Below are 24,728 nucleotides of genomic sequence, written 5' to 3' on the forward strand. Positions count from 1 at the left end.
TTCAACCGAGCGAAACCGGCGGGCGCCGCCGCCGTCCACGGCGCTTAGCGCGCGGCGGCGAGCATCGGGTACGTGAACAGCCCGAAGTGGATCACGTTCAGCCCCGCGTGCGCGAGCGCGGATGCGAGCAGCCCGCCGCGCCGCCATGCCAGGCCGTAGCCGATGCCGGCCACGGTGCCGAGTACGATCCAGTGCCAGCCGCCGGCCGCGTGCGCGGCGCCGAACAGCAGCGCGCCGATCGCGAGCGCGACCCACGGCCCCCAGCCGAAGCGGCCGAGCACGCGCGTGAGCCCGCCTTGCACGTAGCCGCGGAACAGCGCTTCCTCGGCGAGCGTGACGAGCAGCACGTTGTTGGCGAGCCACATCCAGCCCGACGCCGGCCATTTCGGCGCCCAGCCAACCATCCCGAACGCGAGCGCGCCGGCCAGGCAGACCGCGGCCGTTGCGACGCCCGCCACGGCACCGGTGCGCAGCGCGCGCGCCGGCGCGACGTCGGGCATGACCCACGGCAGCACCCACAGCAGCCACAGGCCGACCAGTGGCTTGTCGAAATTCAGGTACATCGTGAACGGCACGGCGTCCGGCGTGAAGCGCGTCGGCTCGATCACGCGTGGATTATGGAAGCCGGGAATCAGGTGCAGGCTCAGCGCGATCGCGAGCGCGGCAAACACGACGTGCGCGGCGATCCGCACCGCGAGCGGGCGGCCCGGCGCGACGCCCCAGGCGGCGGCCACGAGCAGCGCGAGCGGCGCGAGCACGATCGGAGAGAGTTTGCCGAACGCCAGCGCGCCGGCATAGCCGAGCGCCGCGACGGCGATGCTCGGGCCGTGCAGCGGGCGCTGCCACGCGAATGCGGCGGCAGCGAACAGCGCGAGGCAGATCGTGGCACACGGGAGAAGCCAAAGGGACATGGGGCGATGCATGGGTCGAACGAGACGCCGCGCATCATACCCCAACGACCGTGACGTGCCGCCGGGCGGGCGGGGCGGGCGCTCAACGGCCGGCGATCTCGGTGACGCCGTCGCGGGTCGGGATGTCGACGCTGTTGCGCTCGCGCATCCGCCGCCGGTACCAGAAGGTCCACAGCAGCAGCGTGCCGAACACCGTGTAACCCATGATCGGCGACACGACGAGCACGCGCTCGACGGGCCAGGTGACGACCATCCACAGCCGCAGCAGCATCTCCAGCGTCATGCACGCGCCCCACACGAAGGTCATCAGCCGGAGCATCTGGCGTAGCCCCGGCTGCTCGGCCCACACCGTCTCGAAACGCGCGGCGCCACCGGCCATCTCGCGGGCGACCGTCGCGCGGGCGAGGTAGAAGATCAGCGGGCGATCGCGGAACAGCGACAGCAGGAACACGACGCCGATCGTGCCGGACGCGAGCGATTCGCGCATCAGCAGCGTGCGCGCGCTGCCGCCGAGCGCCATGCCGGCGATCGACAGCGCGATGCCGAGCAGCACGACGGCGGCCACCGCATCGACGCGGCGCGAGCGGATGAATTCGACGATGGACCAGACGATGGGCGGAATCGCGGACGCGTACAGCGCGCCGGTTTCGCCGAAATACGGATGCGCGACCCGGTAGGCGACCCAGGGCAGCACCAGGTTGACGAAGAGTTCGAGGATCAGGCCGGCTCGTGGTTTCACGGAAGCGGGCGCGCGGGTGGCGCGCGGGGCGGTGATGTCGCTTCGAGTATATCGAAGTCCGACCCCGCGCGCCGCACCCGACGCCGTTGTGCACGCACCGAATCCGGGCGGGCGCGCGGGCCGGGCGGACGGCGAGTCGCGCTAAGGCTGGCGGGGGCCGCCCGGCGCCGCGTCCGGCCGTCACGCGGCGATCATCGCCCGGTTGCCCGGTTGCCCGGTCGCGGGTTCGTCAGGCCGTCGCGGGCTGGACGATGATCTTCACGTTCCGGTCCTTGTGGTTGACCAGCTCCTCGAAGCCGTGCGTGACAATGTCGCCGAGCGTGATCCGCCCGGTGATCAGCGGCTGCACGTCGATGCGGCCGTCCGCGATGAAGCGGATCACGTCCGCGAATTCGCCGTTGTACGCGAGCGAGCCGATCACTTCCTTCTCGGTCGACACGATGTCGAAGAAGTTGAACGACGTCGGCTCCTCGAAGATGCCGACCATCACAGACTTGCCGGCCTTGCGGATCACGTCGATCGCGAGCTGCGCGGTGGCCGTGTGCCCGATGCACTCGAACGATACGTCGGCGCCGTAGCCGCCCGTCAGCGCCTTGATTTCCGCGATCGCGTCCGACGCCTTCGGGTCGATCACGACCGTTGCGCCGACCTCCAGCGCCTTCTGTTTGCGCGCGGCCGACATTTCCAGCGCGATCACGCGCCCGGCGCCCGCGGCCTTCGCGCACATGATCGTGCACAGGCCGATCGTGCCGGCGCCGACCACGACGACGGTCTGGCCGACGATGTTGCCGGCCTTCTTCACCGCATGCAGCCCGACCGCGAGCGGTTCGATCAGCGCGCCGGCCTCGGTCGGGAAGTGGTCGGGCAGCTTGTACAGCAGCTCGGCTGGCACGTTCACGTATTCGGCGAACGCGCCGTTGTTCATCAGCCCGGTGAACGCGAGGTTCTCGCAGATGTTGTACAGCCCGTGCTTGCAATACCAGCAGGTGCCGCAATGCTGGCACGCGTCGGCCGTCACACGGTCGCCGGGCGCGAAGCCCGTCACGCCCGCGCCGAGCGCCGCGATTTCGCCGCTGAACTCGTGGCCGAGGATGCACTGGCCCTTCAGGCCCGTCAGCGGGTGCGGCGCGTCGACCGGGATGAACACGGGCCCGGCGACGTATTCGTGCAGGTCGGAGCCGCAGATGCCGCACCAGTGCACGCGGATCTGGACCCAGCCGGCCGGCGGGTGCGCCGGAACGGGAACCTCTTCGACGCGGATGTCGTTGCGGCCGTGCCAGACGGCGGCCTTCATGCTGGGTGCGGTGTTCGATGCCGGTGTGCTCACGTTGCTGTCTCCGTCAGGTTGTCGTCGGACGCGCGGCAAGCGGCCGGTGCGTCCGTCGCGCGATTGCGCGAGCAAGCGATATGCAGGAACGGGGCCAGCTTGAATCGGTGCTCCGGTGGCGAGCGAGGCGGGGCGGTGGTGTGCGGTGCAGCAGGGCGTCTTGCGTTGGCATCTGGCGATGCCGTGTGAATCGCGCGCGGAATTTGCTGCGATTGCGATGGCGTGGTTCGCGTGAGACGCCGGGACATTCGTCTCAGCCGTTTGAGACGAAATGCGAGACGCGTGGCTCGGCCGGGGTCGCAGTCGCACGCCGTGGTGCTAGCCCATTGTGCCGATCAGCGAAACGCATCGTTGCGTACGTTTCCCTTTACTTGAAGTTAACTTCAATTTGTATCATCTGCGGCAGCCCGATCGCGCGGAGCGCGGCCCGTTTCAATCTTCCCGGAATGTCGTCAAGCATGCCGAACTTCATCGAAAGCCTGATCTGCGAATACGTGTCGTATCACATGCTGCTAGCCGACGAGCGGGACGTCATGCCGTCGGCGAACGACGATCGCGCATCGGTTCCGGAGCCTGTCGCGCCTGGCGTTTCACCGTTGCGGCCGCAACTGTTCGTCACGGTCCTGGAGGCCGGCGACAACGGCTTGCTGGTGCGCTGGAGCGAAAGCGGGCGCTGCCATTACGGCGAGCAACGCTGGCGCTTGCGCGTCGCATCGCAGGCGGGCCGCTGCGCGATCTCGGGGCAGCCGATCGAGCCGGGCGAGCCGGTGTACCGGCCGGTGCGGCGGCCAGTACCCGTCAACGGCGACGAGATGATCCGCCCCGCGTCGGTGCCGGGCGCGGCCGGCATCGTGCGTCACGCTGCGCCGGCCTGCGGCGAGGCGGCGGATCCGGTCGACGTCCTCGGCTGAACGCCGCCGGATGCGCCTGCGCGTTACTTGAGATCCTTCCGGTACTGGATGAACCCCGCGTTGTTCGCGAGCTTGTCGTACAGCGCCCGGGCGGCCGTATTGGTTTCGTGCGTGAGCCAGTACACGCGGCTCGCACCGGCTTCGCGGGCCCGCTCGTACACGGCCTCGATCAGCGCGCCGCCGGCGCCTTGCCCGCGGGCGTCGGCCGCCGTGAACAGGTCCTGCAGGTAGCAGTACGGCCCTTCGGTCCAGCACGAGCGGTGGTAGATCGCGTGCACGATGCCGACCAGCGCACCCGACGCGTCGAATGCGCCGAGCACGAACATCGGTTCGGCGGGATCCATCAAGCGTGCCCACGTCGTCGCGAACACGGCGTCGCTCAGCGCGGTCTCGTAGAACTTCTGATAACCCTGCCACAGCGGGCGCCACGCGGCTTCGTCGGCGGCGACGAGCGGCCGGACCGTGACGCGCGTCGCGTCGTTCGCACGGCCGGCCGCGTCGCGGGCACGCGCCTGCGCGTGGCGGATCGCGACGAGCGACTCGCGCTGCGCGCCCTCGGCGTCGAAGTTCTCCGGCGCGAGCCAGGCTTCGAACGCGGCGCGCACGGCCGGCCATTCGCCGTCGACGATCGAGAACCAGGCGGTGTCGCGATTGCGTCCCTTGTAGATGATCGCCTGCCGGAACGTGCCTTCGTAACGGAAGCCGAGCCGGGCGGCGGCCTTGCGCGACGGCTCGTTCAGGTCGTCGCACTTCCATTCGTAGCGCCGGTAGCCGAGCGTGTCGAACGCGTACTGCATCAGCAGGTACTGCGCTTCGGTCGAAATCGGCGTGCGTTTGAGCAGCGGCGAGAACGTGACGGAGCCGACCTCGATCACGCCGTTGGCCGGATCGATGCGCATCAGCGCGAGCGTGCCGACCGCGCGGTTCGTCGCGCGGTCGATCACCGTGTAGTGCAGCGGATCGGCGCTCGCCGCCGCGCCGCGCGCGTAGTCGCGGTAGCTCGACTCGTCGGCGTACGGACCGTGCGCGAGATAGGTCCAGTCGGCGCCGTCCGGCGCCTGCGCGTACGCGGCGTACAGGTCGGCGGCATGGCGGTCGACGTCGAGCGGTTCGAGGCGGCAGTAGCGGCCCTCGAGCACGATGCGCTCCGGGCGCGGGCGCGCGGACCAGTCGGGAACGGGGCGGCCGATCGGCTGCTGGAAGTCGTTGGTGAGCGTGGACAAGGTCGATCTCGCTTCGGTTGGCGGCCGGCGACATGCCGGCATGCAGACGATCGTAGTCCCGGCGAGGTACCATGAGAAGCGCCAGGCAACGGTGAATTTATGGTGCCACGGGGTGCCGCAGTGGCGCCATGTCGGTGCCCGCGACGGTGCCGTGATTGCGCCGCGATCGCCGCACCATGCACCGAGACTTCCACGCCGCCATACCCAGGATTTATGGTGTCACGGGGCGCCACGTGGGTGCCAGCGACGGCGCCGTGATTGCGCCATCGATTGCCGCGCCATGCACCGAGACCTCCACGCCGCCATACGCTGATGACGACCGACCTTCCTTCCAGCACCGCGCCGCTATTGCCGCTCGACGCGCCGCTCGCGCGCACGGCCGGTGCGCCTTCCTTGCAGCGGCAATTGCTGCGCCGCGTGCGCGACGCGATTCTCGGTGGCGCGATGCCGGCCGGCACGCGGCTGCCCGGCACGCGCGCGCTGGCCGAGACGCTCGGCGTGTCGCGCAACACGACGGCGGCCGTCTACGAGCAACTCGTCGCCGAAGGCTTCCTGCAATCCGATCGTCGCGGCACGCGCGTGGTGGGCCTGTCGCGGCCGGCGCCGCCGCGTCGGCGGGCCGCGCCGCCGGTCGTCGCGCAACGGCTCGGCCGGATGCGTCCGAGCCTGATCGGCACCGGCGAGTCGGACGCCTTTCGGCCGGGCGTGCCCGCGCTGTCGCATTTCCCGATCGATGCGTGGCGGCACGCGATCGACCGCGCGCTGCGCCGCGCCGGCCGCGACCTGCTCGCGTACGGCGACCCGCTCGGCGAGCGCGCGCTGCGCGAGTCGATCGCGCGCCACCTGGCCGTGACGCGCGGCGTGCGCTGCGATCCCGAGCAGATCGTGATCACCGAAGGCGCACAGGGCGCGATCGCGCTGTGCGCGCAGCTGCTGACGAATCCCGGCGATACGGTCTGGGTCGAGGAGCCCGGTTATCGCGGCGCGCGCACCGCCATGCAGGCGGCCGATCTCGACGTCGTGCCGATGCCGGTCGACGCGGAGGGGCTGCGCGCGGAAGACGCGGACTGGCGCGAACGGACGCCGCGGCTCGTCTATACGACGCCGTCGAACCAGTTTCCGACCGGCGCGGTGTTGTCGATCTCGCGCCGGCTCGCGCTGATCGGCGCCGCGCGCCGGCATCGCGCGTGGATCATCGAGGACGACTACGACAGCGAGTTTCGTCACACCGGCGAGCCGATCGGCGCGTTGCAGGGGCTCGCGGCCGATTCGCCGGTCGTCTATCTCGGCTCGTTCAGCAAGACGATGTTTCCCGCGCTGCGGATCGGCTTTCTGGTGCTGCCCGACGCGCTGCTGGCCGCGGTGCGGCCGGCGCTGCCGGAGATGCTGCGCGGCGGGACGCGCCATGTGCAGCTCGCGCTCGCCGATTTCATCGAGTCGGGGGAGTACGGGCGGCATCTCGGGCGGATGCGCCGGCTGTATCGCGACCGGCGACGCGCGCTGCTCGCCGCGCTGGACGATGCATTCACCGCGCCGCATCAGGTCGAGGGCGGGCCGTGCGGGCTGCATCTGGCGCTGCGGCTGCCGGCGCGCTATCGCGACCGTGCGATCGTCGAAGCGGCACGCGAGCATGGCATCGGGCCGTTTCCGCTGTCGGGGTTTTCGCTCCACGCGACGTCGGCGGCCAACGGGCTCGTGCTCGGCTTCGGCAATACGTCGGCCGATGCGTTCGCGCCGATGCTGCGGACCTTGTCGGCGATCGCGCATCGGGTCGCGGGGGATTGAACGACTGCGGCGCAAGCAGCGGGTGGTCGGCCGGCACAACGGCCGCGTGATGCCACTGGAAGCAGGGTAGCGACACGCGTTCCTGGTAGTCGGCGATCGCCTCGGTCGCGATCGCGAGAGGGTGGGGATCTCCGAACAGCAGATCGCGGCGTCGAGCCGCAAGTGGCCGACGGGCGGTGTGCCGGCCCGCGCGTGACGTGCCGCCGCTTACCGCACGCGTTCCGCGCGAATGATCCGGCGCGCGGCCACCAGGCTCAATGCGAGCAACACCGCGACATACGCGACCACCGCGCCCCACGCGCCGTGTTGCCAGAACGTGCCGCCGGCCGAGCCCAGCACGCTCGACCCGAGGTAATAGGCCAGCAAATACAGCGACGCGGCGTGCCCCTTCGCGGATCCGGCAAGGTGCCCGACCCAGCCGCTCGCGACCGCATGGGCGACGAAGAAGCCGATCGTGATCAGCACGATCCCGACGATGATCGCGACGAGCGAATGCGACAGCGTCAGCGCGAGGCCGGCCGCGAACACGAGAATGCCGCTGACGAGGACGGGCGCGCGCCCGAGACGATCGGCGAGGGCGCCCGCGCTCGACGAGGACACCATCCCGAACAGGTAGGCGCCGAAGATCAGCCCGCAGGCGGTCGTGCTCAGGTTGAACGGCGCGGCCGTCAGCCGGAACCCGGCGTAGTTGTACACCGTCACGAACGAGCCCATCACGAGAAAGCCGATCGCGAACACGAACGGCAGCCGCGCGTGATGCAGTTGCGCGTTCCATAGCCGCAGGTGATGGCGCAGCGTCAGGTCGGTTCGCTTCACGAAGCGGCGCGATTGCGGCAGCAGCATCACGAACGCGATCGCCGCGACGAGGTCGACGACGCCGATCGTCAGCATCGCGGTGCGCCACGAGAAGTACTCTTCGAGCGCGCTCATCCCGATCCGTCCGACCATGCCGCCGAACGCGGTGCCGCCGACATACAGCCCCATCGACAGCCCGAGCCCGTCGGGCGCGATTTCCTCGGCGAGATAGGCCATCGCCACCGCCGGGACGCCGCCGAGCGCGAAACCCTCGAGCGCGCGCCAGATCAGCAGCAGGTTCCAGTTCGGCGAAATCGCCGCCAGCACGTTGAACAGCGCGGCCAGCGTCATCGACGCGAACATCAGCCCGCGCCGCCCGACGCGTTCGGACAGCGCGCCGGCGCACAGGATGGAGACCGCCAGCATCCCGGTCGACAGCGACAGGGACAGCGAGCTCGACGCCGCGCCGAGATGGAATTCGCGCGCGAACGCGGGCAGCAACGGCTGGACGCAGTACAGCAACGAGAAGGTGGAAAAGCCGGCCAGGAAGAGCGCCAGCGCGATGCGCTTGTAGGCCGCCGAGCGCGGCGACACGCCCGCGGGCAGCGCATCCGGCGTGGCGTTCGGGATGCGGGTCGCGGCGGGCGGAATCGCAGGGGAAGACATGGTTTGCACCCGATTGGCTAGGGAATACCCCGAATTCTTGCGCACGCTCACACATATGTCCAATATATGAAATGAACCGTAGCGATACGTTTTACGACTGACCTGGCGGCGCGCGTCGCGCTTCCATCCACCCCGGGATCACATCGCGCATGGAACTTCGGCATCTCCGATATTTTCTGGCCGTGGCTGCCACGTCGAACTTCACGAAGGCCGCGGAAACGCTCGGCATGGGGCAGCCGCCGCTGAGCCAGCAGATCAAGGCGCTCGAGAGCGAACTCGGCGTGGAACTGTTCAAGCGGACCGCACGCGGCGCCGAACTGACCGTCGCCGGTGAGGTGTTCGCGGAAGAGGCACGGCGCGTGCTCGACGACGCCGAGCGCGCGGCACGGGCGGCAAAGCGGGCCGCGCGCGGGGAAATCGGGCAGCTTCGCGTCGGTTTTACCGGGACGGCGGCGTTCAATTCGAAAGTGGCCGACCTGCTTCGCCGCTTTCGCGAAGCGTTTCCGGACACCGAGCTGACGTTGCAGGAGGCGACCTCCGGCGTGCTGCTCGAGGCGCTGGAGGCCGGGCGGCTCGATGTCGCGATCGTGCGTCCCGAGCGGCGTATCGCCGATACGTTGCTGGCAGCGGACTGGGACGAGGAGCCGATGTTCGTCGCGTTGCCGGTCGGGCATCGGCTCGCGCAGCGGCGTCGGATCGATCTGGCGGAGCTGGCCGACGAGGCGTTCGTGCAGGTGCCGCGCGAAGCCGGCAGTGCGCTGTTCGACGACATCGTCGCCGCGTGCAATGCCGCCGGGTTTCAACCGCGCATGGCGCAGCCCGCGCCTCAGATCACGTCGGCGGTGACGCTCGTCGCGGCCGGGCTCGGCGTGTCGATCGTGCCGAAGGCGATTACGCAGGTGCAGGTCGCGGGCGTCGTGTATCGGCTCGTCGCGGGCAATGGGTTGCGCGCGAGGCTGGCCATCGCGTCGCGACGCGATGATCCGTCGGCGGTGGTGCGCAATTTTCTGGCGCTTGCCTGGTAGCGCGGGACGGTGGTGCGCGACGGCGGTGCGGGACCTGTCGCGGCCAGCGCATCGCATGCAATTTGCGGTGAATATTCTGATTGACGAACCGCGAAACTTGCCCGGAACGAACGCTGTCGCGGTTTTGCCGCCATTCGACCGCTCGGCATGCGGGTTTCGAATCGTGTATCGCCGAGGCGGCGTGGACTATAAATGGATGCGTGTACCGGCGCCTGCCGGGCGTCCGCGTGTCTCGCGCGGGACGTCGCCGCGACTGCCGGGGGAGGTGCACCGTGGTTCGCCAGACGCTTGCTCGCGCCGTGCTTCGCACCGCGTTGATCGGGGGCGTATTCGCCGGCATTTTGTCGTCGTCGCCGCCAACCCGTGCCGGGACCGTCGCGACGCCCGCCACACCGCCTGTCATGAAGGGCAGGCCCACCACACGGGCCTACTCGACGCCGGTCGACTTCCCGGCGATCGTCGATCGCTACGGCCCGGCGGTCGTGACCATCATGACCACCGGCCCCGACCAGCAGCCCGGCGGGCCGTCCTTCGCGATTCTCGAACCCGACGATCCGCTCGCCGGGTTCTTCCGCCGCGGCGCGCCGCCGCCGCCGCCTCCGCCACCACCCATGTCCGGGCAAGGCCCGCAGGCGCCGTTGCCCGATACGTCGCCGCGCGCGATCGCGGGCAGCGGCTCGGGCTTCATCGTCAGCGCCGACGGGCTGATCCTGACGTCCGCGCATGTCGTCGCCGACGCGACCGACGTCACGGTGCGACTGGCCGATCGTCGTGACCTGAAGGCGACGGTGCTGGCCGTCGATCCGCAGAGCGACGTCGCGGTGCTGCGCGTCGACGCGACGAAGCTGCCGGTCGTGCGCATCGGCGATTCGGCTCGGGTGCGCGCCGGCGAACCGGTGATGACGATCGGCGCGCCGGACGGCTCGGGCAATACGGTCACGGCCGGCATCGTCAGTGCGACGTCGCATCCGCTGCCGGACGGCACCGCGTTTCCGTTCTTCCAGACCGACATCGCGGTGAATCCCGACAACTCGGGCGGCCCCGTGTTCAACCGCGCGGGCGAGGTGATCGGCATCGCGGTGCAGGTGTATACCGGCGCCGACCGCTACGCGAGCACGACGTTCGCGATTCCGATCGCGTTCGCCATGAAGGTGCGTGCGCAAGCACAGGCGCAGATGCGGACCAACGCGCAGGCGCAGCGCGCGTCGTCGGGCAACGCGCTGGGCGTCGACGTTCAGGATGTGGGCGCCGGGTTGGCCGCCGCGTTCGGGCTGCCGCGTCCGGTCGGCGCGCTCGTCAACGGCGTCGATCCCGGCTCGCCGGCCGCCGCGGCCGGCGTGAAGCCCGGCGACGTGATCGTGCAGTTCGGCGACAAGCCGATCGGCCAGTCTGCCGAGCTGAACGACCTGGCCGCCGCGTTGCCGCCTGGCGGGAAGGCACCGCTGCGGCTGATCCGCAACCGCACGTCGATGCGGCTGACGGTCACGGGAGCGGCGGCCGGTGACGCGATCGACAACGCGGCTTACAACGCGACCTACAACGCGCCCGCGACGGGCAGCGCAGGCACGGTAGGTGCTGCCGGCGCCGCCGGCGTGGCGATGGCCGCCGCACGGCCGGCTGATGGCGGCGATCGGCTCGGGCTGACGATGCATCCGCTGAGCGATGCCGAACGGCGTTCGACCGGGCTCGCGGTCGGGATGATGGTGGATGCGGTGCACGGGCCGGCCGCGCGCGCGGGCATCCGGCCGGGCGACGTCGTGCTGGAACTCAACGACACGCTGCTCGAAACGCCGGAAGACGTGCCGGCGCTCGAAGCGAGCGGCGGCGTGATCGCCGTGCTGATCCAGCGCGAGAACGCGCGCAAGTTCGTGTCCGTGCGGGCGCGGTAGGGCGTTGACGGGAGCGCGGGCGTGCGCCTAACATCGTCCGACATCGCTGCCCGTGTTTCGGGCGTTCAGGAGCCATCCGGCATGAAAGCGGCAAACTTCATCAGAATTTGCTCCGAGAAACCCCGCCATTTCCCCCAAGGGGACTTCCTTCGGGGCGGATGGCGGGAAGGAAAGGAGTGCTGTTGACAGGCAGCTTCTTGCACGGGTTAGGATCACCGGCATGATCCTTGTCTACCGCTACCGCGTGAAGTCGCTCAACGGACTGCTCAACAAGCAGAGCCGTGCGGTGAACTACGTCTGGAACTTCTGCAATGACACGCAGAAGCACGCGCTCAAGTGGAGCAAGAAATGGCCGACGGGTTTTGATCTGAACGTGCTGACGACGGGGAGCAGCAAGGCGCTGGGCATCCACTCCGGCACGATCAACGCGACGTGCGAGCAATACGCGAAGTCGCGCAGCCAGCACCGTCGGCCCTACCTGCGCTATCGCGGCAGGAAATCGCTGGGCTGGGTGCCGCTGAAGGGGCGTGACCTGAAGCGCGAGGGTGACGCGTTCCGTTTCGCCGGCAACACGTTTCGCGTGTTCAACAGCCGACCGCTTCCCGAAGGCAAGATCAAGGACGGGACCAACTTTGCGCAGGATGCACGCGGCAACTGGTTTCTCAACATCGCGATTGAGATGCCGGATGTTCAGGCCCGCCCGGTCCATTCCGGTGTCGGCATCGATCTCGGCTTGAAAGACTTCGCCACACTTTCGACCGGCGAGAAGCTGCCTAACGATCGGTTCGGCCGATGCGCGGCCGAGAAGCTTGCGAAAGCTCAACGGGCGCGCAAGCACAAGCGGCATATCGCGAAGCTGCACGCCAAGGTGGCGAATGCCCGTGCCGATTTCCAGCACAAGCTCGCGCTCGATCTGGTGCGGCGTTTCGATTACATCGCGGTCGGCAACGTGTCTGCCGTCAAACTTGCCAGAACCAGGATGGCGAAGAGCGTCTACGACGCATCCTGGTCGTCCTTCCGAAACAAGCTCCGCTACAAAGCGATCGCGCACGGGGCCACGTTCGAGGAAGTGGACGAAAGCGGTTCTACCCAGTCCTGTTCGTCGTGCGGATCGAAAGACAGCACGACGCGGCCGAAAGGTATCGCGGGACTGAGAATGAGAGAGTGGGCCTGCAGTGACTGTGGTGTCGTGCATGATCGAGATACCAACGCTGCGATGAACATTCTCCGATGCGGACGTGCATCGCCAGGTGTGGGAATCACCTGCCTTTAGGCGGGTGAGGACGTCAACGTGGTAGTACGCAGGCGCAGGGTCCGGTAGCGGCACCGCGCCGGCACCCATGCGCCCCCGACTTGCTCGGGGGTTTTTTTTGCATCGCGCACGGCCACGCGGCGCGTGCGAGGAGGGCATCCGCTTGCAACCGAACCTGCCGATCGCTTCCGAACCGGCTTCGCCCCGACACGCGACGCTGATCCTGTTGTGCGCGTTCTCCGTGCTGCCGTTGAGCATGTTGCTGCCGTCGCTGCCTGCGATCGCGCGCGACCTGCACGCCGACTACGGGCTCGTCGCGCTCGCGCTCGGCGGATACGCGGCGGTTGCCGCATCGCTCGAGTTCGTGATGGGGCCGTTGTCGGACCGGTTCGGGCGACGGCCGATCATGCTGGCGAGCCTCGGTGTCTTCACGCTCGGGTCGCTGGGCTGCGCGATGGCGACCGATATCCGCATGTTCCTCGCGTGCCGGCTGATGCAGGCGGCGATCACGTCGGTCTATCCGGTGTCGATGGCGACACTGCGTGACACCACCGGCGGCGAACGCGCGGCGAGCCGCATCGGCTACGCGGCGATGGCGGCCGCGTTCGCACCGATGATCGGCCCGACGCTCGGCGGCGCGCTCGATCAGACGGTCGGCTGGCGGTCGAGCTTCTGGCTGCTCGGCGCAGCGGGTATCGCGCTGCTCGGCTGGTGCGGGTTCGATCTCGCGGAGACCCATACGAAGCGCGCCACGACTCTTGCTCATCAGCTTCGCGCGTATCCGGCGCTGCTGCGTGCGCGCCGCTTCTGGGCGTATGCGCTTTGCATGGCATTTTCAACCGGCGCGTTCTACGCGTTCCTGGCCGGCGCGCCGCTCGCCGCGCAAGCGAAGTTCGGCATCCCGCCGGCGGAAGCTGGCTTGTACATGGGGACGATCACGGCCGGCTTCGTGTGCGGCAGCTTTCTGGCCGCGCGTCACGCGCATCGCTATCCGCTCGCCGCGACGATCCTGTGCGCACGCGTGGTCGCCTGCATGGGACCGGTGATCGGGCTCGCGCTGTTTTTTGGCGGTGCGACGCATGCGATCGCATGGTTCGGGCCGTGCGTGCTGATCGGCGTCGGCAACGGGCTGTCGAATCCCGGTGCGCATGCCGGCGCGATGTCGGTGCGGCCGGACCTGGCCGGTAGCGCATCGGGGCTGGTCGGGGCGATGACGATCGCGGGCGGAGCCGCGCTGTCGTCGCTGACGGGCGCGGTCCTGACCGTCGGCAACGCGGGTTATGCGCCTTTGGTCGTGATGTTGCTGTCCGCGGCAATCGCGTTGGCGGCGGCGGGGTGCATCCGAATCCTCGACGCACGCGAACAGGATGCGTGATCGACGGCAGGCATGAACGGCAGGCCGATCCGGCGCGATGGCTTCGCCGCCCGGATCGGCAGGGATCGACGCAACGGCCGTCGGATGGACGTCGCGTCGCGTGGGCCTGGATATCCCGTTACGGCTTCGCCCCCATCACGAATTCGAACGCCGCCACCCCATCGACGCCGCCCGTCACGCGATCGCCCGGCTGCAGCGCGCCGACGCCCGCCGGCGTGCCGGTGAAGATCAGGTCGCCGGCCTTCAGCTCGACCGAGCGCGACACGTACGCGATCACGTCCGGTACGGCCCAGATCATGTCGGCGAGATCGCCTTGCTGGCGCGTTTCGCCGTTCACCGCGAGCCAGATCCGCCCGCTTGCCGGATGGCCGGTGACGCTCGCCGCGCGCAGCGCGGTCACGGGGCCCGACGCGTCGAAGCCCTTCGCCCAGTCCCACGGCCGGCTCAGTTTCTTTGCCTCGGCCTGCAGGTCGCGGCGCGTGAGGTCGACGCCGACGCCATAGCCCCACACATGCGACAGCGCATCGGCCGGGTCGATCGACCGGCCGTCCTTGCCGATCGCGACGACCAGCTCGATTTCGTGATGCAGGTCGCTGGTCAGCGGCGGATACGGGACGGTGCCGCCGGCCGGGACGATCGCGTCGGCCGGCTTCGTGAAGAAGAACGGCGGTTCGCGGTCGGGATCGGCGCCCATTTCGCGCGCGTGATCGGCGTAGTTGCGGCCGACGCAGAACACGCGGCGCACCGGAAAGCGCGCGGACGACTGATCGACTTCGACGGAAGGACGCTCGGAAGCGTCGATGACGTATGCGGACATCGGATGGCCTCGTTCGATGGAAAGACGGATGCCGCCGCCCGCGCAGTGCGCCGCGGGCCGGCATGCATGGAACGATACCCGACGCGTGTGCGCCCGGATGCGACGCAACTGCGTTTTAACCGGACAAATCTACGCGTCGCCGGCCGCCGGCGCCGCGTCGGCGTCCGGCAACGCGGCGTTGGCGTCCCGGTACGCCTTCGGCGACACGCCGACCCGCGCGCGGAAGCGCCGCGCGAAATACCCTTCGTCGCGGAAGCCGACCGAGCGCGCGATGTCCGCGATGCGGCGACTCGTATGCGCGAGCAGCGATTGCGCGAGCGCGATCCGGCGCTCGGTCACGAGGTCGGTGAAGGTGCTGCCGGTTTCCTTGCGCACCAGATGCGCGAGGTAGTTCGGCGACAGGAATGCGGCCTCGGCGGTGGCCGCGAGCGTCAGGTCCTCGCGGGTCAGGTTCGCGCGCACGTGGCGCAGCACGCGCGCGAGTGCGTCGCGCCGGCCCGCGCGCTGGGCGCCGCGCTGCGCGAGCTTGTCGAGCGCGCCCGCGTACTGCGTGCAGACGAGCCCGATCAACTGCAGCAGGTAGCCGCGCAGCAGCGTGGTCGAGCCGAACGTGCGCACGCGATCGGCGTCGAGCATGCAGAGCGCGAGGCGGCGCGCCTCGTCGAACGCGTCGCCGGTCAGGATGAAGTCGAGATGTTCCTGGAAGCGGAACGGCGTCAGCTCGGGAAAGCGGTGCGCGGGAACGTCCTCGAGATCGAGCGGATCGACGTCGAGATCGGCGCGCAGGAACGCCTGGCTGAAGTTGATCACGATGAAGTGCGCGCCGTCCGGATGCGGAATCAGGTGCTCGCGGTGCGGCAGCACGAACGCGAGCGCGCCGCGCGGAAACGGCCGCGTGACGCCGCCGATCCGCTGCTCGGTGTCGCCGCCGAGGTTGAACTGGATCTGGAAATAGGCGTGACGGTGCGGCTCGGTGATCGCCTGGCGCGACGCCTGGTCGCGGATGTAGAAATCGAGCCGGTCGCTGCGTTCGGGCATCCCGTACAGGCGCGGCGGGGCGGTGGAGGGCATGAAGGATTCTGCTGTTCGTGACGCGGTTGAGCCGCGATGGTACAGCGAACCGCGCGCGGCCGGAATCCGCCGGTCGATCCGCGCGGGCCGGTCGGGTTGGCGGGGTGCTCCGCGCGGCGACGGCGAATTACGTCGCCGGATGAAAGCCGAGGTAGCGGTAGCGGGTGCCGGCCTCGTCGTTCGCGAGCCGGCCGGATGCGCCGACCGAGCGGAGCGTGTCGGCAGTTGCGGTGCGATTCGTCAGCAGCGTCCACGCCGGAGTCGCGCGATCGCCGACCACCGCCGCCGCCGTGTACGGATCGGGCAGCGCGCTCAGTTCGGACAACAGGCTGTCGGCGGGCGGCGCATGAATCGCGAAGCCTTCGTTCGCGACGGCCGCGGCATCGATGCCGAGCGCCGCGCACAGTCGCGCGCGCAGCGGCGCCTCCGCCGCGCTTGCTTCCCGCGAGCGCGCGATGTTCTCGCGCGTTTGCACATCGACGATCGTGCCGTGACGGGCGAGCGGCGCGTGCTGCCACGCGTCGGGCGGGCACTGCTTGCCGTCCGGCATCAGCGGCACGAACGGATTGACCTCGGCCGGGTAGATCCGGCACACCAGCGGTCGTTCGTCGTAGATGCCGCAGCGCAGGTCGTCGCGCAGGTTCGGGCATGGCCCCGCATGCGACGCGGTGAGCATGGCGGTGACCCGTATCGGCAGCGTGCCGCTGAGCGCGGGCGACGAACGTGCCCGCTTGTACGCGGCGAACGCGTCGTCGGCGGCCGGTTCGACGGGCCATGGCATGGCGTCGCACAGCAACTCCACGTGGCCGCCGCGCCGCAGCCACGCAACGGCCTCGGCGATGGTCAGCGGGATGCGCAGGTCGTGGCAGCAGCGGCCGCAGCCGGTGCATGAAAAGTCGATGTCGTTCTGATTCATGTCGATGGGAAGCGCGGTGCGACCGGCTGCCGTCAGGCCGCCACCAGCGGCGCGACGCGCCGGCGCAGCTCGGGCACGACCTCGGCGTCGAACCACGGATGATGTTTGAACCACGCCTGGTTGCGCGGCGACGGATGCGGCAGCGGCAGCACGTCGGGGCCGTAGTCGCGCCACGCCTGCACGGTGTCGGTCAGCGTCGCCTTGCGCGTGGCGCGCAGGAAATGCCGTTGCGCGTACTGGCCGATCAGCAGCGTCAGCTGGATCGACGGCAGTTCGGCGATCAGCCGGTCGATCCACAGTTGCGCGCATTCGGGGCGCGGCGGGTTGTCTCCGCTCGCGCCGCGGCCCGGGTAGCAGAAGCCCATCGGCACGATCGCGAAGCGCGTCTCGTCGTAGAAGGTGTCGGCGTCGACGCCCAGCCAGTCGCGCAGCCGCTTGCCGCTCGCATCGTCCCACGGGATCCCGCTCGCATGGACGCGGGCGCCGGGCGCCTGCCCGACGATCAGGACGCGCGCGTCGCGATGGGCGCGCACGACGGGACGCGGGCCGAGCGGCAGGTCGGCTTCGCAGGCGCGGCACGCGCGGATTTCAGTGAGCAGCACGTCGAGCGGCGTGCGCGTTTGTTTCGGCATCGATTCTGAACGGGGACGGAAGGGGCGGCGCGGATACCTGGGCCTCCGGGCGACGCGGGGGGCCTGGGCCACCCGACGCACCGCGTCAGGCGTTCCGCAGGTCGCGGCATCGCGCGGTGCGTCGACCCTGCGGCCCTATGGCGCCGGCATCCTGCGTATCGGGAGGATCACGCGTCTGCTGAACCGCCTTCGGCGACCGCAGCATCATACAACGCCGTCTGCGCGATCGCCGCGGCGATCCCTGCGTCGTCGTGCGTGCCGTCGAGCATGCCCCAGCGCCGGTATTGCGACAGGAACCACTGGCCATCGCGCGGATCCGGCCGGTTCACGGCGCCGCCGTCGTGGAAGCGGATCGGCAGCGGCGGCTGCGCGAACGGCCCCGCGCCGTAGTCGCCGAGCAGACGCGGCGCGATCAGCCGGGCCGGCACGCCGAGCGCGTCGGGCGACGCCAGCCAGCCGGCCGCCTCGCGGCGGTGCGCAGGATCGTCCAGCCACGCGCACGCATCGACGAGCGTGCGGATCAGCGCGCGCGCCGTGGCCGGATACAGCGCGACGAATTCGCGCCGCGCGGCGAGCACCTTCTCCGGATGATCGGGCCAGATCTCGCTCGTGACGGCGACGGTCCGGCCCGCGCCGCAGGCCTCGGCCACCGCGTGCCACGGCTCGCCCGCGCAGAAGCCGTCGAGCTCGCCGCTCGCGAGCGCCGCGACCATCTCGGGCGGCGGAATCACGACGCTGCGCACGTCGCGCAGCGGATCGACGCCGTGCGACGCGAGCCAATGATTCAGCCACATCGCATGCGTGCCGGTCGGGAAGGTCTGCGCGAGCAGCGGCTTGCGGCCGAGCGTCGCGAGCGCTGCGCGCACGTCGCCGCTTTCGCGATACGCGTCGGCCAGGCCGCGCGCGAACGTGATCGCCTGGCCGTTGCGGTTCAGCACCATCAGCGCGGCCATGTCGGTCCGCGGGCCGCCGATGCCGAGCTGCAGCCCGCACACGAGCCCGTACAGCGCATGCGCGGCGTCGAGCTCGCCGGTCAGCAGCTTGTCGCGCACGGTGGCCCACGACGGCTGGCGGCTCAGTTCCAGCGTCAGGCCATGGCGTGCGCCGAGATTCAGCTGCTGCGCGACGATCAGCGGGGCCGCGTCGCTCAGCGCGACGAACCCGAGACGAAGATGCGCGCGTTCCGGCGCGGCGGGAGGCGAAGATGTCATGGCATTCAAGATTGAGATGACGCGTCGTACAGTTGCCGGGCGACGTCGACGATGCGCAGCCCCTGATCCATCGCGCGTTTGCGCAGGAACGCATACGCATCGTGTTCGGACAGCTTGCGCTGGTCCATCAGCAGGCGCTTCGCGCGGTCGATCAGCTTGCGCTCGGCGAGTTCGCGCTCGACGTCGGCGAGCCGGCGGCGCAGCGCATCGTCGTGCGAGAAGCGCGCGAGCGCGACTTCGAGGATCGGCGCGAGACGCTCGGCCGACAGCCCTTCGACGAGATACGCGCTGACGCCCGCGCCGACCGCCGCGTGAATCAGGTCCTGGTCGGCATCGTGGCTGAACATCAGCACGGGGCGCGGCGCCGTGGCGTGCATCACGGCGAGTTGCTCGAGCGTGTCGCGCGACGGCGAATCGGTATCGATGATCACGACGTCGGGGCGCTGCTCCTCGACGGCGGCGGGCAGCCGCGCGGGCGTGGCGACGTCGTTGAGCATTTCGTAGCCGAGGCGCGCGAGCGCGTCACCGAGTTCGCCGATCGGCTTGTCGGTGTCGGTGACGAGCAGCACGCGCAGGCGGAGGGGAGGAACAGGCGTACTCATGAGGCGAACGGCGGCGGCGAATTCGTGGTGCGATGCGCGGATCGGGCGCGGCGGCCTCGTGCAGAAACCGGGCCGCCGCAGCACGCGGCGGTCCGGCGGCCGGCGCAATCGGCACCGCTGTTTTCATGATAGGTGGGCGGTCGGTGCCGCGTGGCGTCGAACATGCTACGCGGCACGGGACAACGCTGTTTCGATCGCGGTGCCCGCATCCGGCACGCACTGCACGGCGGCTTCGCCGATCGCGCCGCCGACGAGGATCACCGCCGGGCTGCCGAGCCCCGCTGCCGCGACGCCGCGTGCGAGGCCGCCGAGCGTGCCGGTCCAGCGGCGCTCGTGCGACGTGCCGGCCCATTGCACGGCGGCGGCCGGCGTCGACGCAGGCAAGGCGGCGAGCAGGCCGGCCGCGATGCTGTCGACGCGGCTCATCCCCATGTAGATCGCGAGCGTGGTGCCGGTGGCCGCGAGCGCCGCCCAATCGGGCTCGCCGTGGTCCTGGCGGTGCGCGGTGACGAACGTGACGCCCTGGCAGTGCTCGCGGTGCGTGAGCGAGATGCCGAGGCTCGCGGCCGCCGCGAATCCCGACGAGATGCCGTTGATGATGTCCACCGGAATCGCGGCGGCGCGCAGCGTCGCGAGTTCTTCGCCGGCGCGGCCGAACAGCAGCGCATCGCCGCCCTTGACGCGCACGACGTGCGCGCCGCGCAGCGCGTAGCGGCGCATCAGCCGCTCGATGAACGCCTGCGGCGTGGAGCGGCAGCCGCCGCGCTTGCCGACGCGGATCACGCGCGCGTGCGGCGCGAGTTCGACGATGCCGGGCGCGACGAGATCGTCGAGCAGCAGCACGTCGGCGGCTGCCAGCGCCTTCACGGCCTTCAGCGTGAGGAGATCGGGATCGCCGGGGCCGGCGCCCAGCAGCGTGACTTTGCCAGTCGTCATGTCGTGTTCCTGTACCGCGTGCGTGCGGCGGTCGAGAGCGTATCGGTGCGCGCGGCGGCGGCGGGCGGTCGAAGCGACCACGGCATCCGGCCGTGCCGTGCACGGGAGGGACGTCGTTGTCCGGGTCTGCTGTACCTGCCTGCGACGGCGCGCCCGCATTGCGGGGGGCCGCCCACCGGCTCCGTTGCCGGTGTGTGCCATGAATTCAGCAATATCCGGGCCAGCCTGCGCGAACGGTGCGGCGCGCGTGCCGGCATGCGCCGCCCGATGGCTGCGTCGGCGCTGCACACGCATGCGGTCGAAGGGTCAGGGTGCACGCGATGACGCATCGGCATGCATCACGCCCCCGTCAGTGCGCACCGCGATGTCGCACGGCGACAGTGCTGCAGCGCACCACATCTGTGCCTCGATGCATTCCAACGAACCGCGCGCGGCGCGCCGCAAAGAGGCGAGCGGCGGGCGGCGAGCGTTGTGCGGCGGGGCTTTCGGCGCGATTCACGGCGACATGGCACGGCGCTTGCATTAGCTGGTTCGGGCGAATCAATGGCGATTCGTCCGCAGTACCGATTACTGAACGCGCCCGGCAACGGGCTTCTTCATGGGCAACGGCGTCCTACGCATCGGATCTCTCGACGAGACCGGGTGCGCAGGACGCCGTTTTTCGTTTGGCGGATGACATGACCGACAAAGCTACCCGTATCGATCTCTTCTCGTTCCGCACCGCGCCGATGCGCGCCTTCCACATGACGTGGATGGCGTTCTTCGTGTGCTTCTTCGCATGGTTCGCGTGCGCGCCGCTGATGCCGCTGATCGCGCGCGAATTCCATCTCACCGCGGCGCAGGTCGCGAACATCAACATCGCCGCGGTGGCCGCGACGATCGCCGTGCGGCTGCTGGTCGGCCCGATGTGCGACCGCTTCGGCCCGCGCCGCGTGTACGCCGGGCTGCTCGTGCTCGGCGCGATTCCCGTGTTCGCGGTGTCGTTCACGCACGATTACCTGTGGTTCCTGATCTGCCGCCTCGGCATCGGCGCGATCGGCGCGGGCTTCGTGATCACGCAATACCACACGTCGGTGATGTTCGCGCCGAACGTGGTCGGCACCGCGAACGCGACGACGGCCGGCTGGGGCAACGCCGGTGCGGGCGCGACGCAGGCGATGATGCCGCTGCTCGTCGCGGCCGGCCTGATCCTCGGCTTCGGTGACAGCGCGTCGTGGCGCATCGCGCTGGTCGTGCCGGGCATCGCGATGCTCGTGATGGCATGGGCGTACTGGCGCTTCACGCAGGACTGCCCGCAAGGCGACTTCGTCGCGCTGCGCAAGCAGGGCGTGACGATCGACAGCGGCAAGAAGGGCGGCTGGGCGAGCTTCTTCACGGCGTGCGGCAACTATCGCGTGTGGATGCTGTTCGTCACCTACGGCGCGTGCTTCGGCGTGGAGGTGTTCATCCACAACATCGCCGCGCTGTACTACGTCGACCACTTCCACCTGTCGCTGAAGGATGCAGGCTTCGCGGTTGGCCTGTTCGGGATGCTCGCGCTGTTCGCCCGCGCGCTCGGCGGCTGGCTGTCGGACAAGATCGCCGCGCGCCGCAGCCTCGACGTGCGCGCGGCGCTGCTGTGCGCGCTGATCATCGGCGAAGGGCTCGGGCTGATCTGGTTCTCGCATGCGCAAGGCATCGGCATGGCGCTCGTCGCGATGCTGACCTTCGGCCTCTTCACGCACATGGCCTGCGGCGCGACCTATGCGCTCGTGCCGTTCATCGACCGCAAGGCGCTCGGCGGCGTCGCGGGGATCATCGGCGCGGGCGGCAACGTCGGCGCGGTGGCCGCGTCGTTCCTGCTGAAGGGCGTCGGCGACGTGCAGCACACGCTGAGCCTGCTCGGGCTCGCCGTCACCGCGACCGCATTGTGCGCGATGGCCGTGCGCTTCAGCGAAGAACACAAGGCGCGCGAGGCCGAGCTGCGCGATCGCGCGCTGGCCACCGCCCAAGCCGCGAACTGATCGACCGAGGGAAACGCCATCATGAAACTCATCGTCATCGGCCACGGGATGGTCGGCCACAAGCTCCTCGAATGCGTCGCGGCGCAAGCCGGCGCGGCGGATGCGCTGCAGGTCACGGTGCTCGGCGAGGAGCCGCGTCCGGCGTACGACCGCGTGCACCTGTCGGAATTCTTCGCGGGCAAGTCGGCGGACGACCTGTCGCTCGTCGAGCCCGGCTTCTTCGAACGGCATCCGCAGTTCGACCTGCGCTTGAACGCGTGCGTCGCGTCGATCGACCGCGCCGCGCACACGGTCACGCTCGCGTCGGGCGAGACGCTCGCGTACGACAAGCTGGTGCTCGCGACGGGCTCGCGTCCGTTCGTGCCGCCGATGCCGGGCCACGACCGCGCGGGCTGCTTCGTGTACCGGACGATCGAGGATCTCGAGGCGATGCAGGCGTGCGGCGCGCACGCGAAGCGTGGCGTGGTGGTCGGCGGCGGGCTGCTCGGCCTCGAATGCGCGAAGGCGCTGCGCGACATGGGGCTCGAGACGCACGTCGTCGAATTCGCGCCGCGACTGATGGCCGTGCAGGTCGACGACGGTGGCGGCCGGATGCTGCGCGCGAAGATCGAGGCGCTCGGCGTGACCGTGCATACGGGCAAGAACACGCTCGAGATCGTCGACGGTGAAGCCGGTACGCACCGGATGGCGTTCGCCGACGGCTCGCATCTCGACGCCGACATGATCGTGTTCTCGGCCGGCATCCGCGCGCGCGACGAACTGGCACGCGCGTGCGGTCTGGAGATCGGCCCGCGCGGCGGCGTCGCGATCGACGACGCGTGCCGCACGAGCGACGCCGACATCTACGCGATCGGCGAATGCGCGGCCTGGAACGGGATGGTGTACGGCCTCGTCGCGCCGGGCTACGACATGGCGCGCGTGGTCGCGAAGCAGCTCGGCGGCGACGCCGACGAAGCGGCCGCGTTCGCCGGCGCCGACATGAGCACGAAGCTCAAGCTGATGGGCGTCGACGTCGCGAGCATCGGCGACGCGCACGGCACGACGGCCGGCAGCCGCACCTACCAGTATGCGGACGAGCGTCGCCAGGTCTACAAGAAGCTGGTGGTGTCGGATTGCGGCAAGTTCCTGCACGGCGCGGTGATGGTCGGCGACGCGGCCGAATACGGCACGCTGCTACAGATGATGCTGAACCGGATCGAGCTGCCCGAGTCGCCGGAATTCCTGATCCTGCCGTCGTCGGACGGCGCGGCCAAGCCCGCGATCGGCGTGGATGCGCTGCCGGAAGGCGCGCAGATCTGCTCGTGCAACAACGTGTCGAAGTCGCAGATCTGCGCGGCGGTGGCCGACGGCGCGACGAGCCTCGGCGCACTGAAATCGTGCACGGGCGCGGGCACGTCGTGCGGCGGCTGCGTGCCGCTCGTCACGCAGATCATGAAGGCCGAGATGAAGAAGCAGGGCCTCGCGGTCAACAACCATCTGTGCGAGCACTTCGCGCATTCGCGCCAGGAGCTGTTCCACCTGATCCGCGTCGAGCGCATCACGACCTTCGGCGAACTGCTCGCGAAGCACGGTCGCGGGCTCGGCTGCGACGTGTGCAAGCCGGCCGTCGCGGGCATCCTCGCGTCGTGCTTCAACGAGTTCGTGCTGAAGAAGGAGCATGCGGGGCTGCAGGACTCGAACGACTACTACCTCGCGAACATCCAGCGCGACGGCACGTACTCGGTCGTGCCGCGCATGCCGGGCGGCGAGGTGACGCCGGAAGGGCTGATCGCGGTCGGCCAGGTCGCGCGCAAGTACGGCCTCTACACGAAGATCACGGGCGGCCAGCGCGTCGACCTGTTCGGCGCGCGCGTCGAGCAGTTGCCGTCGATCTGGGAAGAGTTGATCGCCGCGGGCTTCGAATCGGGCCATGCATACGGCAAGTCGGTGCGCACCGTGAAGTCGTGCGTCGGCTCGACGTGGTGCCGCTACGGCGTCGACGATTCGGTCGGCCTCGCGATCGACATCGAGAACCGCTACAAGGGCTTGCGCGCGCCGCACAAGATCAAGTTCGGCGTGTCGGGCTGCACGCGCGAGTGCGCGGAAGCGCAAGGCAAGGACATCGGGATCATCGCGACCGAGAAGGGCTGGAACCTATACGTGTGCGGCAACGGCGGGATGAAGCCGCGCCACGCGGAACTGATCGCGTCCGACCTCGACCGTGCCACGCTGATCCGCTACATCGACCGCTTCCTGATGTTCTACGTGCGCACCGCCGACCGGCTGCAGCGCACCAGCGTGTGGCGCGACAACCTCGAAGGCGGGCTCGACTACCTGACCGACGTCGTCGTGCACGACAAGCTCGGCATCGCGGCCGAACTCGAGGCCGACATGCAGCACGTGGTCGACACCTACGAATGCGAATGGAAGAAGGCCGTCACCGATCCGGAAACGCGCAAGCGCTTCCGCCACTTCGTGAACAGCGACGCGCCCGACGCGAACATCGCCTTCGTCGAGACGCGCGGCCAGATCCGTCCCGCGACGCCCGACGAGCGCGTCGGCGGCAGGCCCGTCCGGATTCCCGTCGTCGCCGAAGCGGCCACCGAATCCGCAACCGAATCGGCAACTGTTTGACCCTGACCGACACCCGTGTCTTTTCCAAG

20 protein-coding genes and 1 pseudogene are annotated in these 24,728 nt (G+C 69.6%); 8 read left to right on the forward strand and 13 right to left on the reverse strand.

From position 1 onward, the window contains the following. Positions 1-44 precede the first annotated feature (44 nt). The 3 genes from ACVK00_RS10770 to ACVK00_RS10780 form a co-directional block, all read right to left on the reverse strand. Positions 45-911, reverse strand: coding sequence for a CPBP family intramembrane glutamic endopeptidase (locus tag ACVK00_RS10770; protein WP_284889257.1), 867 nt, complete (start codon positions 909-911; stop codon positions 45-47). Positions 912-993: 82 nt separating this feature from the next. Further along, complete coding sequence (locus ACVK00_RS10775; protein ID WP_228907861.1) at positions 994-1,650, reverse strand: VC0807 family protein; 657 nt, start codon at positions 1,648-1,650, stop codon at positions 994-996. Positions 1,651-1,879: 229 nt separating this feature from the next. Then, positions 1,880-2,944, reverse strand: coding sequence for a 2,3-butanediol dehydrogenase (locus tag ACVK00_RS10780; protein WP_284889480.1), 1,065 nt, complete (start codon positions 2,942-2,944; stop codon positions 1,880-1,882). 491 nt (positions 2,945-3,435) lie between these two features. On the opposite strand from ACVK00_RS10780, the gene ACVK00_RS10785 reads away from it, so the two are divergent. Continuing rightward, a complete protein-coding gene (locus ACVK00_RS10785; RefSeq protein WP_284889260.1) occupies positions 3,436-3,888 on the forward strand; it encodes a DUF3331 domain-containing protein in 453 nt (150 codons plus the stop codon). A gap of 23 nt (positions 3,889-3,911) precedes the next feature. On the opposite strand, the gene ACVK00_RS10790 is transcribed toward ACVK00_RS10785, so the two are convergent. Continuing rightward, a complete protein-coding gene (locus tag ACVK00_RS10790) occupies positions 3,912-5,111 on the reverse strand; it encodes a GNAT family N-acetyltransferase (protein WP_284889262.1) in 1,200 nt (399 codons plus the stop codon). Between the two features lie 312 nt (positions 5,112-5,423). Between ACVK00_RS10790 and pdxR the strand changes: the two genes are divergently transcribed. Next, positions 5,424-6,896: a MocR-like pyridoxine biosynthesis transcription factor PdxR gene (gene pdxR, locus ACVK00_RS10795; RefSeq protein WP_284889263.1), complete on the forward strand. Its 1,473-nt coding sequence runs from the start codon at positions 5,424-5,426 to the stop codon at positions 6,894-6,896. A gap of 13 nt (positions 6,897-6,909) precedes the next feature. Here pdxR and ACVK00_RS10800 read toward each other — a convergent pair. Both ACVK00_RS10800 and ACVK00_RS10805 read right to left on the reverse strand, forming a co-directional pair. Beyond that, positions 6,910-7,020 (reverse strand): annotated as a pseudogene (locus tag ACVK00_RS10800) (transcriptional regulator); the annotation flags it as partial. Positions 7,021-7,103: 83 nt separating this feature from the next. Next, positions 7,104-8,357 carry an MFS transporter gene (locus tag ACVK00_RS10805; protein ID WP_284889265.1) on the reverse strand — a complete coding sequence of 418 codons (1,254 nt, stop codon included), beginning with the start codon at positions 8,355-8,357 and terminating at the stop codon, positions 7,104-7,106. A gap of 149 nt (positions 8,358-8,506) precedes the next feature. Here ACVK00_RS10805 and ACVK00_RS10810 point away from each other — a divergent pair, with 149 nt between their 5' ends. From ACVK00_RS10810 to ACVK00_RS10825, 4 genes are all read left to right on the forward strand, one after another. Next, a complete protein-coding gene (locus ACVK00_RS10810) occupies positions 8,507-9,382 on the forward strand; it encodes a LysR family transcriptional regulator (protein WP_228907856.1) in 876 nt (291 codons plus the stop codon). 272 nt (positions 9,383-9,654) lie between these two features. Further along, a complete protein-coding gene (locus ACVK00_RS10815) occupies positions 9,655-11,271 on the forward strand; it encodes a trypsin-like peptidase domain-containing protein (protein ID WP_284889482.1) in 1,617 nt (538 codons plus the stop codon). A gap of 220 nt (positions 11,272-11,491) precedes the next feature. Beyond that, positions 11,492-12,544 carry an RNA-guided endonuclease InsQ/TnpB family protein gene (locus ACVK00_RS10820; RefSeq protein WP_354123059.1) on the forward strand — a complete coding sequence of 351 codons (1,053 nt, stop codon included), beginning with the start codon at positions 11,492-11,494 and terminating at the stop codon, positions 12,542-12,544. A 142-nt stretch (positions 12,545-12,686) separates the two neighbouring features. Then, a complete protein-coding gene (locus ACVK00_RS10825) occupies positions 12,687-13,898 on the forward strand; it encodes an MFS transporter (RefSeq protein WP_284889270.1) in 1,212 nt (403 codons plus the stop codon). Positions 13,899-14,016: 118 nt separating this feature from the next. On the opposite strand, the gene ACVK00_RS10830 is transcribed toward ACVK00_RS10825, so the two are convergent. The 7 genes from ACVK00_RS10830 to cobA all read right to left on the reverse strand — a co-directional run bounded on the left by ACVK00_RS10830 (position 14,017) and on the right by cobA (position 20,083). Then, a complete protein-coding gene (locus ACVK00_RS10830) occupies positions 14,017-14,715 on the reverse strand; it encodes a fumarylacetoacetate hydrolase family protein (RefSeq protein ID WP_175695040.1) in 699 nt (232 codons plus the stop codon). 129 nt (positions 14,716-14,844) lie between these two features. Continuing rightward, entirely contained in the window at positions 14,845-15,786 is a 942-nt protein-coding gene (locus tag ACVK00_RS10835; RefSeq protein WP_126225501.1) for a helix-turn-helix transcriptional regulator, read from the reverse strand. A gap of 127 nt (positions 15,787-15,913) precedes the next feature. Beyond that, complete coding sequence (locus ACVK00_RS10840) at positions 15,914-16,702, reverse strand: YkgJ family cysteine cluster protein (protein WP_284889273.1); 789 nt, start codon at positions 16,700-16,702, stop codon at positions 15,914-15,916. A 32-nt stretch (positions 16,703-16,734) separates the two neighbouring features. Beyond that, a complete protein-coding gene (locus tag ACVK00_RS10845; RefSeq protein WP_284889275.1) occupies positions 16,735-17,334 on the reverse strand; it encodes a uracil-DNA glycosylase family protein in 600 nt (199 codons plus the stop codon). Positions 17,335-17,501: 167 nt separating this feature from the next. Continuing rightward, positions 17,502-18,545, reverse strand: coding sequence for a CmpA/NrtA family ABC transporter substrate-binding protein (locus ACVK00_RS10850; protein WP_284889277.1), 1,044 nt, complete (start codon positions 18,543-18,545; stop codon positions 17,502-17,504). A 5-nt stretch (positions 18,546-18,550) separates the two neighbouring features. Continuing rightward, entirely contained in the window at positions 18,551-19,147 is a 597-nt protein-coding gene (locus ACVK00_RS10855; RefSeq protein WP_011658941.1) for an ANTAR domain-containing response regulator, read from the reverse strand. 165 nt (positions 19,148-19,312) lie between these two features. Then, complete coding sequence (gene cobA / locus ACVK00_RS10860) at positions 19,313-20,083, reverse strand: uroporphyrinogen-III C-methyltransferase (protein ID WP_284889284.1); 771 nt, start codon at positions 20,081-20,083, stop codon at positions 19,313-19,315. Positions 20,084-20,760: 677 nt separating this feature from the next. On the opposite strand from cobA, the gene ACVK00_RS10865 reads away from it, so the two are divergent. Both ACVK00_RS10865 and nirB read left to right on the forward strand, forming a co-directional pair. After that, positions 20,761-22,086, forward strand: a complete 1,326-nt coding sequence (locus tag ACVK00_RS10865) for an MFS transporter (protein WP_284889286.1) — start codon at positions 20,761-20,763, stop codon at positions 22,084-22,086. A 21-nt stretch (positions 22,087-22,107) separates the two neighbouring features. After that, positions 22,108-24,699 (forward strand): nitrite reductase large subunit NirB, encoded by a 2,592-nt coding sequence (gene nirB, locus ACVK00_RS10870; RefSeq protein WP_284889288.1) that lies wholly within the window; start codon positions 22,108-22,110, stop codon positions 24,697-24,699. The last annotated feature ends 29 nt before the right edge of the window (positions 24,700-24,728 follow it).

The organism is Burkholderia sp. PvR073, assembly GCF_054055695.1.

Bases quoted from the DNA above. Each gene is read 5' to 3' on its own strand.
- ACVK00_RS10855 (WP_011658941.1), bottom strand. From the start codon at position 19,147: ATGAGTACGCCTGTTCCTCCCCTCCGCCTGCGCGTGCTGCTCGTCACC.
- ACVK00_RS10835 (WP_126225501.1), bottom strand. From the start codon at position 15,786: ATGCCCTCCACCGCCCCGCCGCGCCTGTACGGGATGCCCGAACGCAGC.
- ACVK00_RS10865 (WP_284889286.1), top strand. From the start codon at position 20,761: ATGACCGACAAAGCTACCCGTATCGATCTCTTCTCGTTCCGCACCGCG.
- ACVK00_RS10780 (WP_284889480.1), bottom strand. From the start codon at position 2,944: ATGAAGGCCGCCGTCTGGCACGGCCGCAACGACATCCGCGTCGAAGAG.
- ACVK00_RS10830 (WP_175695040.1), bottom strand. From the start codon at position 14,715: ATGTCCGCATACGTCATCGACGCTTCCGAGCGTCCTTCCGTCGAAGTC.
- ACVK00_RS10840 (WP_284889273.1), bottom strand. From the start codon at position 16,702: ATGAATCAGAACGACATCGACTTTTCATGCACCGGCTGCGGCCGCTGC.
- ACVK00_RS10810 (WP_228907856.1), top strand. From the start codon at position 8,507: ATGGAACTTCGGCATCTCCGATATTTTCTGGCCGTGGCTGCCACGTCG.
- ACVK00_RS10850 (WP_284889277.1), bottom strand. From the start codon at position 18,545: ATGACATCTTCGCCTCCCGCCGCGCCGGAACGCGCGCATCTTCGTCTC.
- cobA (WP_284889284.1), bottom strand. From the start codon at position 20,083: ATGACGACTGGCAAAGTCACGCTGCTGGGCGCCGGCCCCGGCGATCCC.
- pdxR (WP_284889263.1), top strand. From the start codon at position 5,424: ATGACGACCGACCTTCCTTCCAGCACCGCGCCGCTATTGCCGCTCGAC.
- ACVK00_RS10770 (WP_284889257.1), bottom strand. From the start codon at position 911: ATGTCCCTTTGGCTTCTCCCGTGTGCCACGATCTGCCTCGCGCTGTTC.
- ACVK00_RS10820 (WP_354123059.1), top strand. From the start codon at position 11,492: ATGATCCTTGTCTACCGCTACCGCGTGAAGTCGCTCAACGGACTGCTC.
- ACVK00_RS10785 (WP_284889260.1), top strand. From the start codon at position 3,436: ATGCCGAACTTCATCGAAAGCCTGATCTGCGAATACGTGTCGTATCAC.
- ACVK00_RS10805 (WP_284889265.1), bottom strand. From the start codon at position 8,357: ATGTCTTCCCCTGCGATTCCGCCCGCCGCGACCCGCATCCCGAACGCC.
- ACVK00_RS10845 (WP_284889275.1), bottom strand. From the start codon at position 17,334: ATGCCGAAACAAACGCGCACGCCGCTCGACGTGCTGCTCACTGAAATC.
- nirB (WP_284889288.1), top strand. From the start codon at position 22,108: ATGAAACTCATCGTCATCGGCCACGGGATGGTCGGCCACAAGCTCCTC.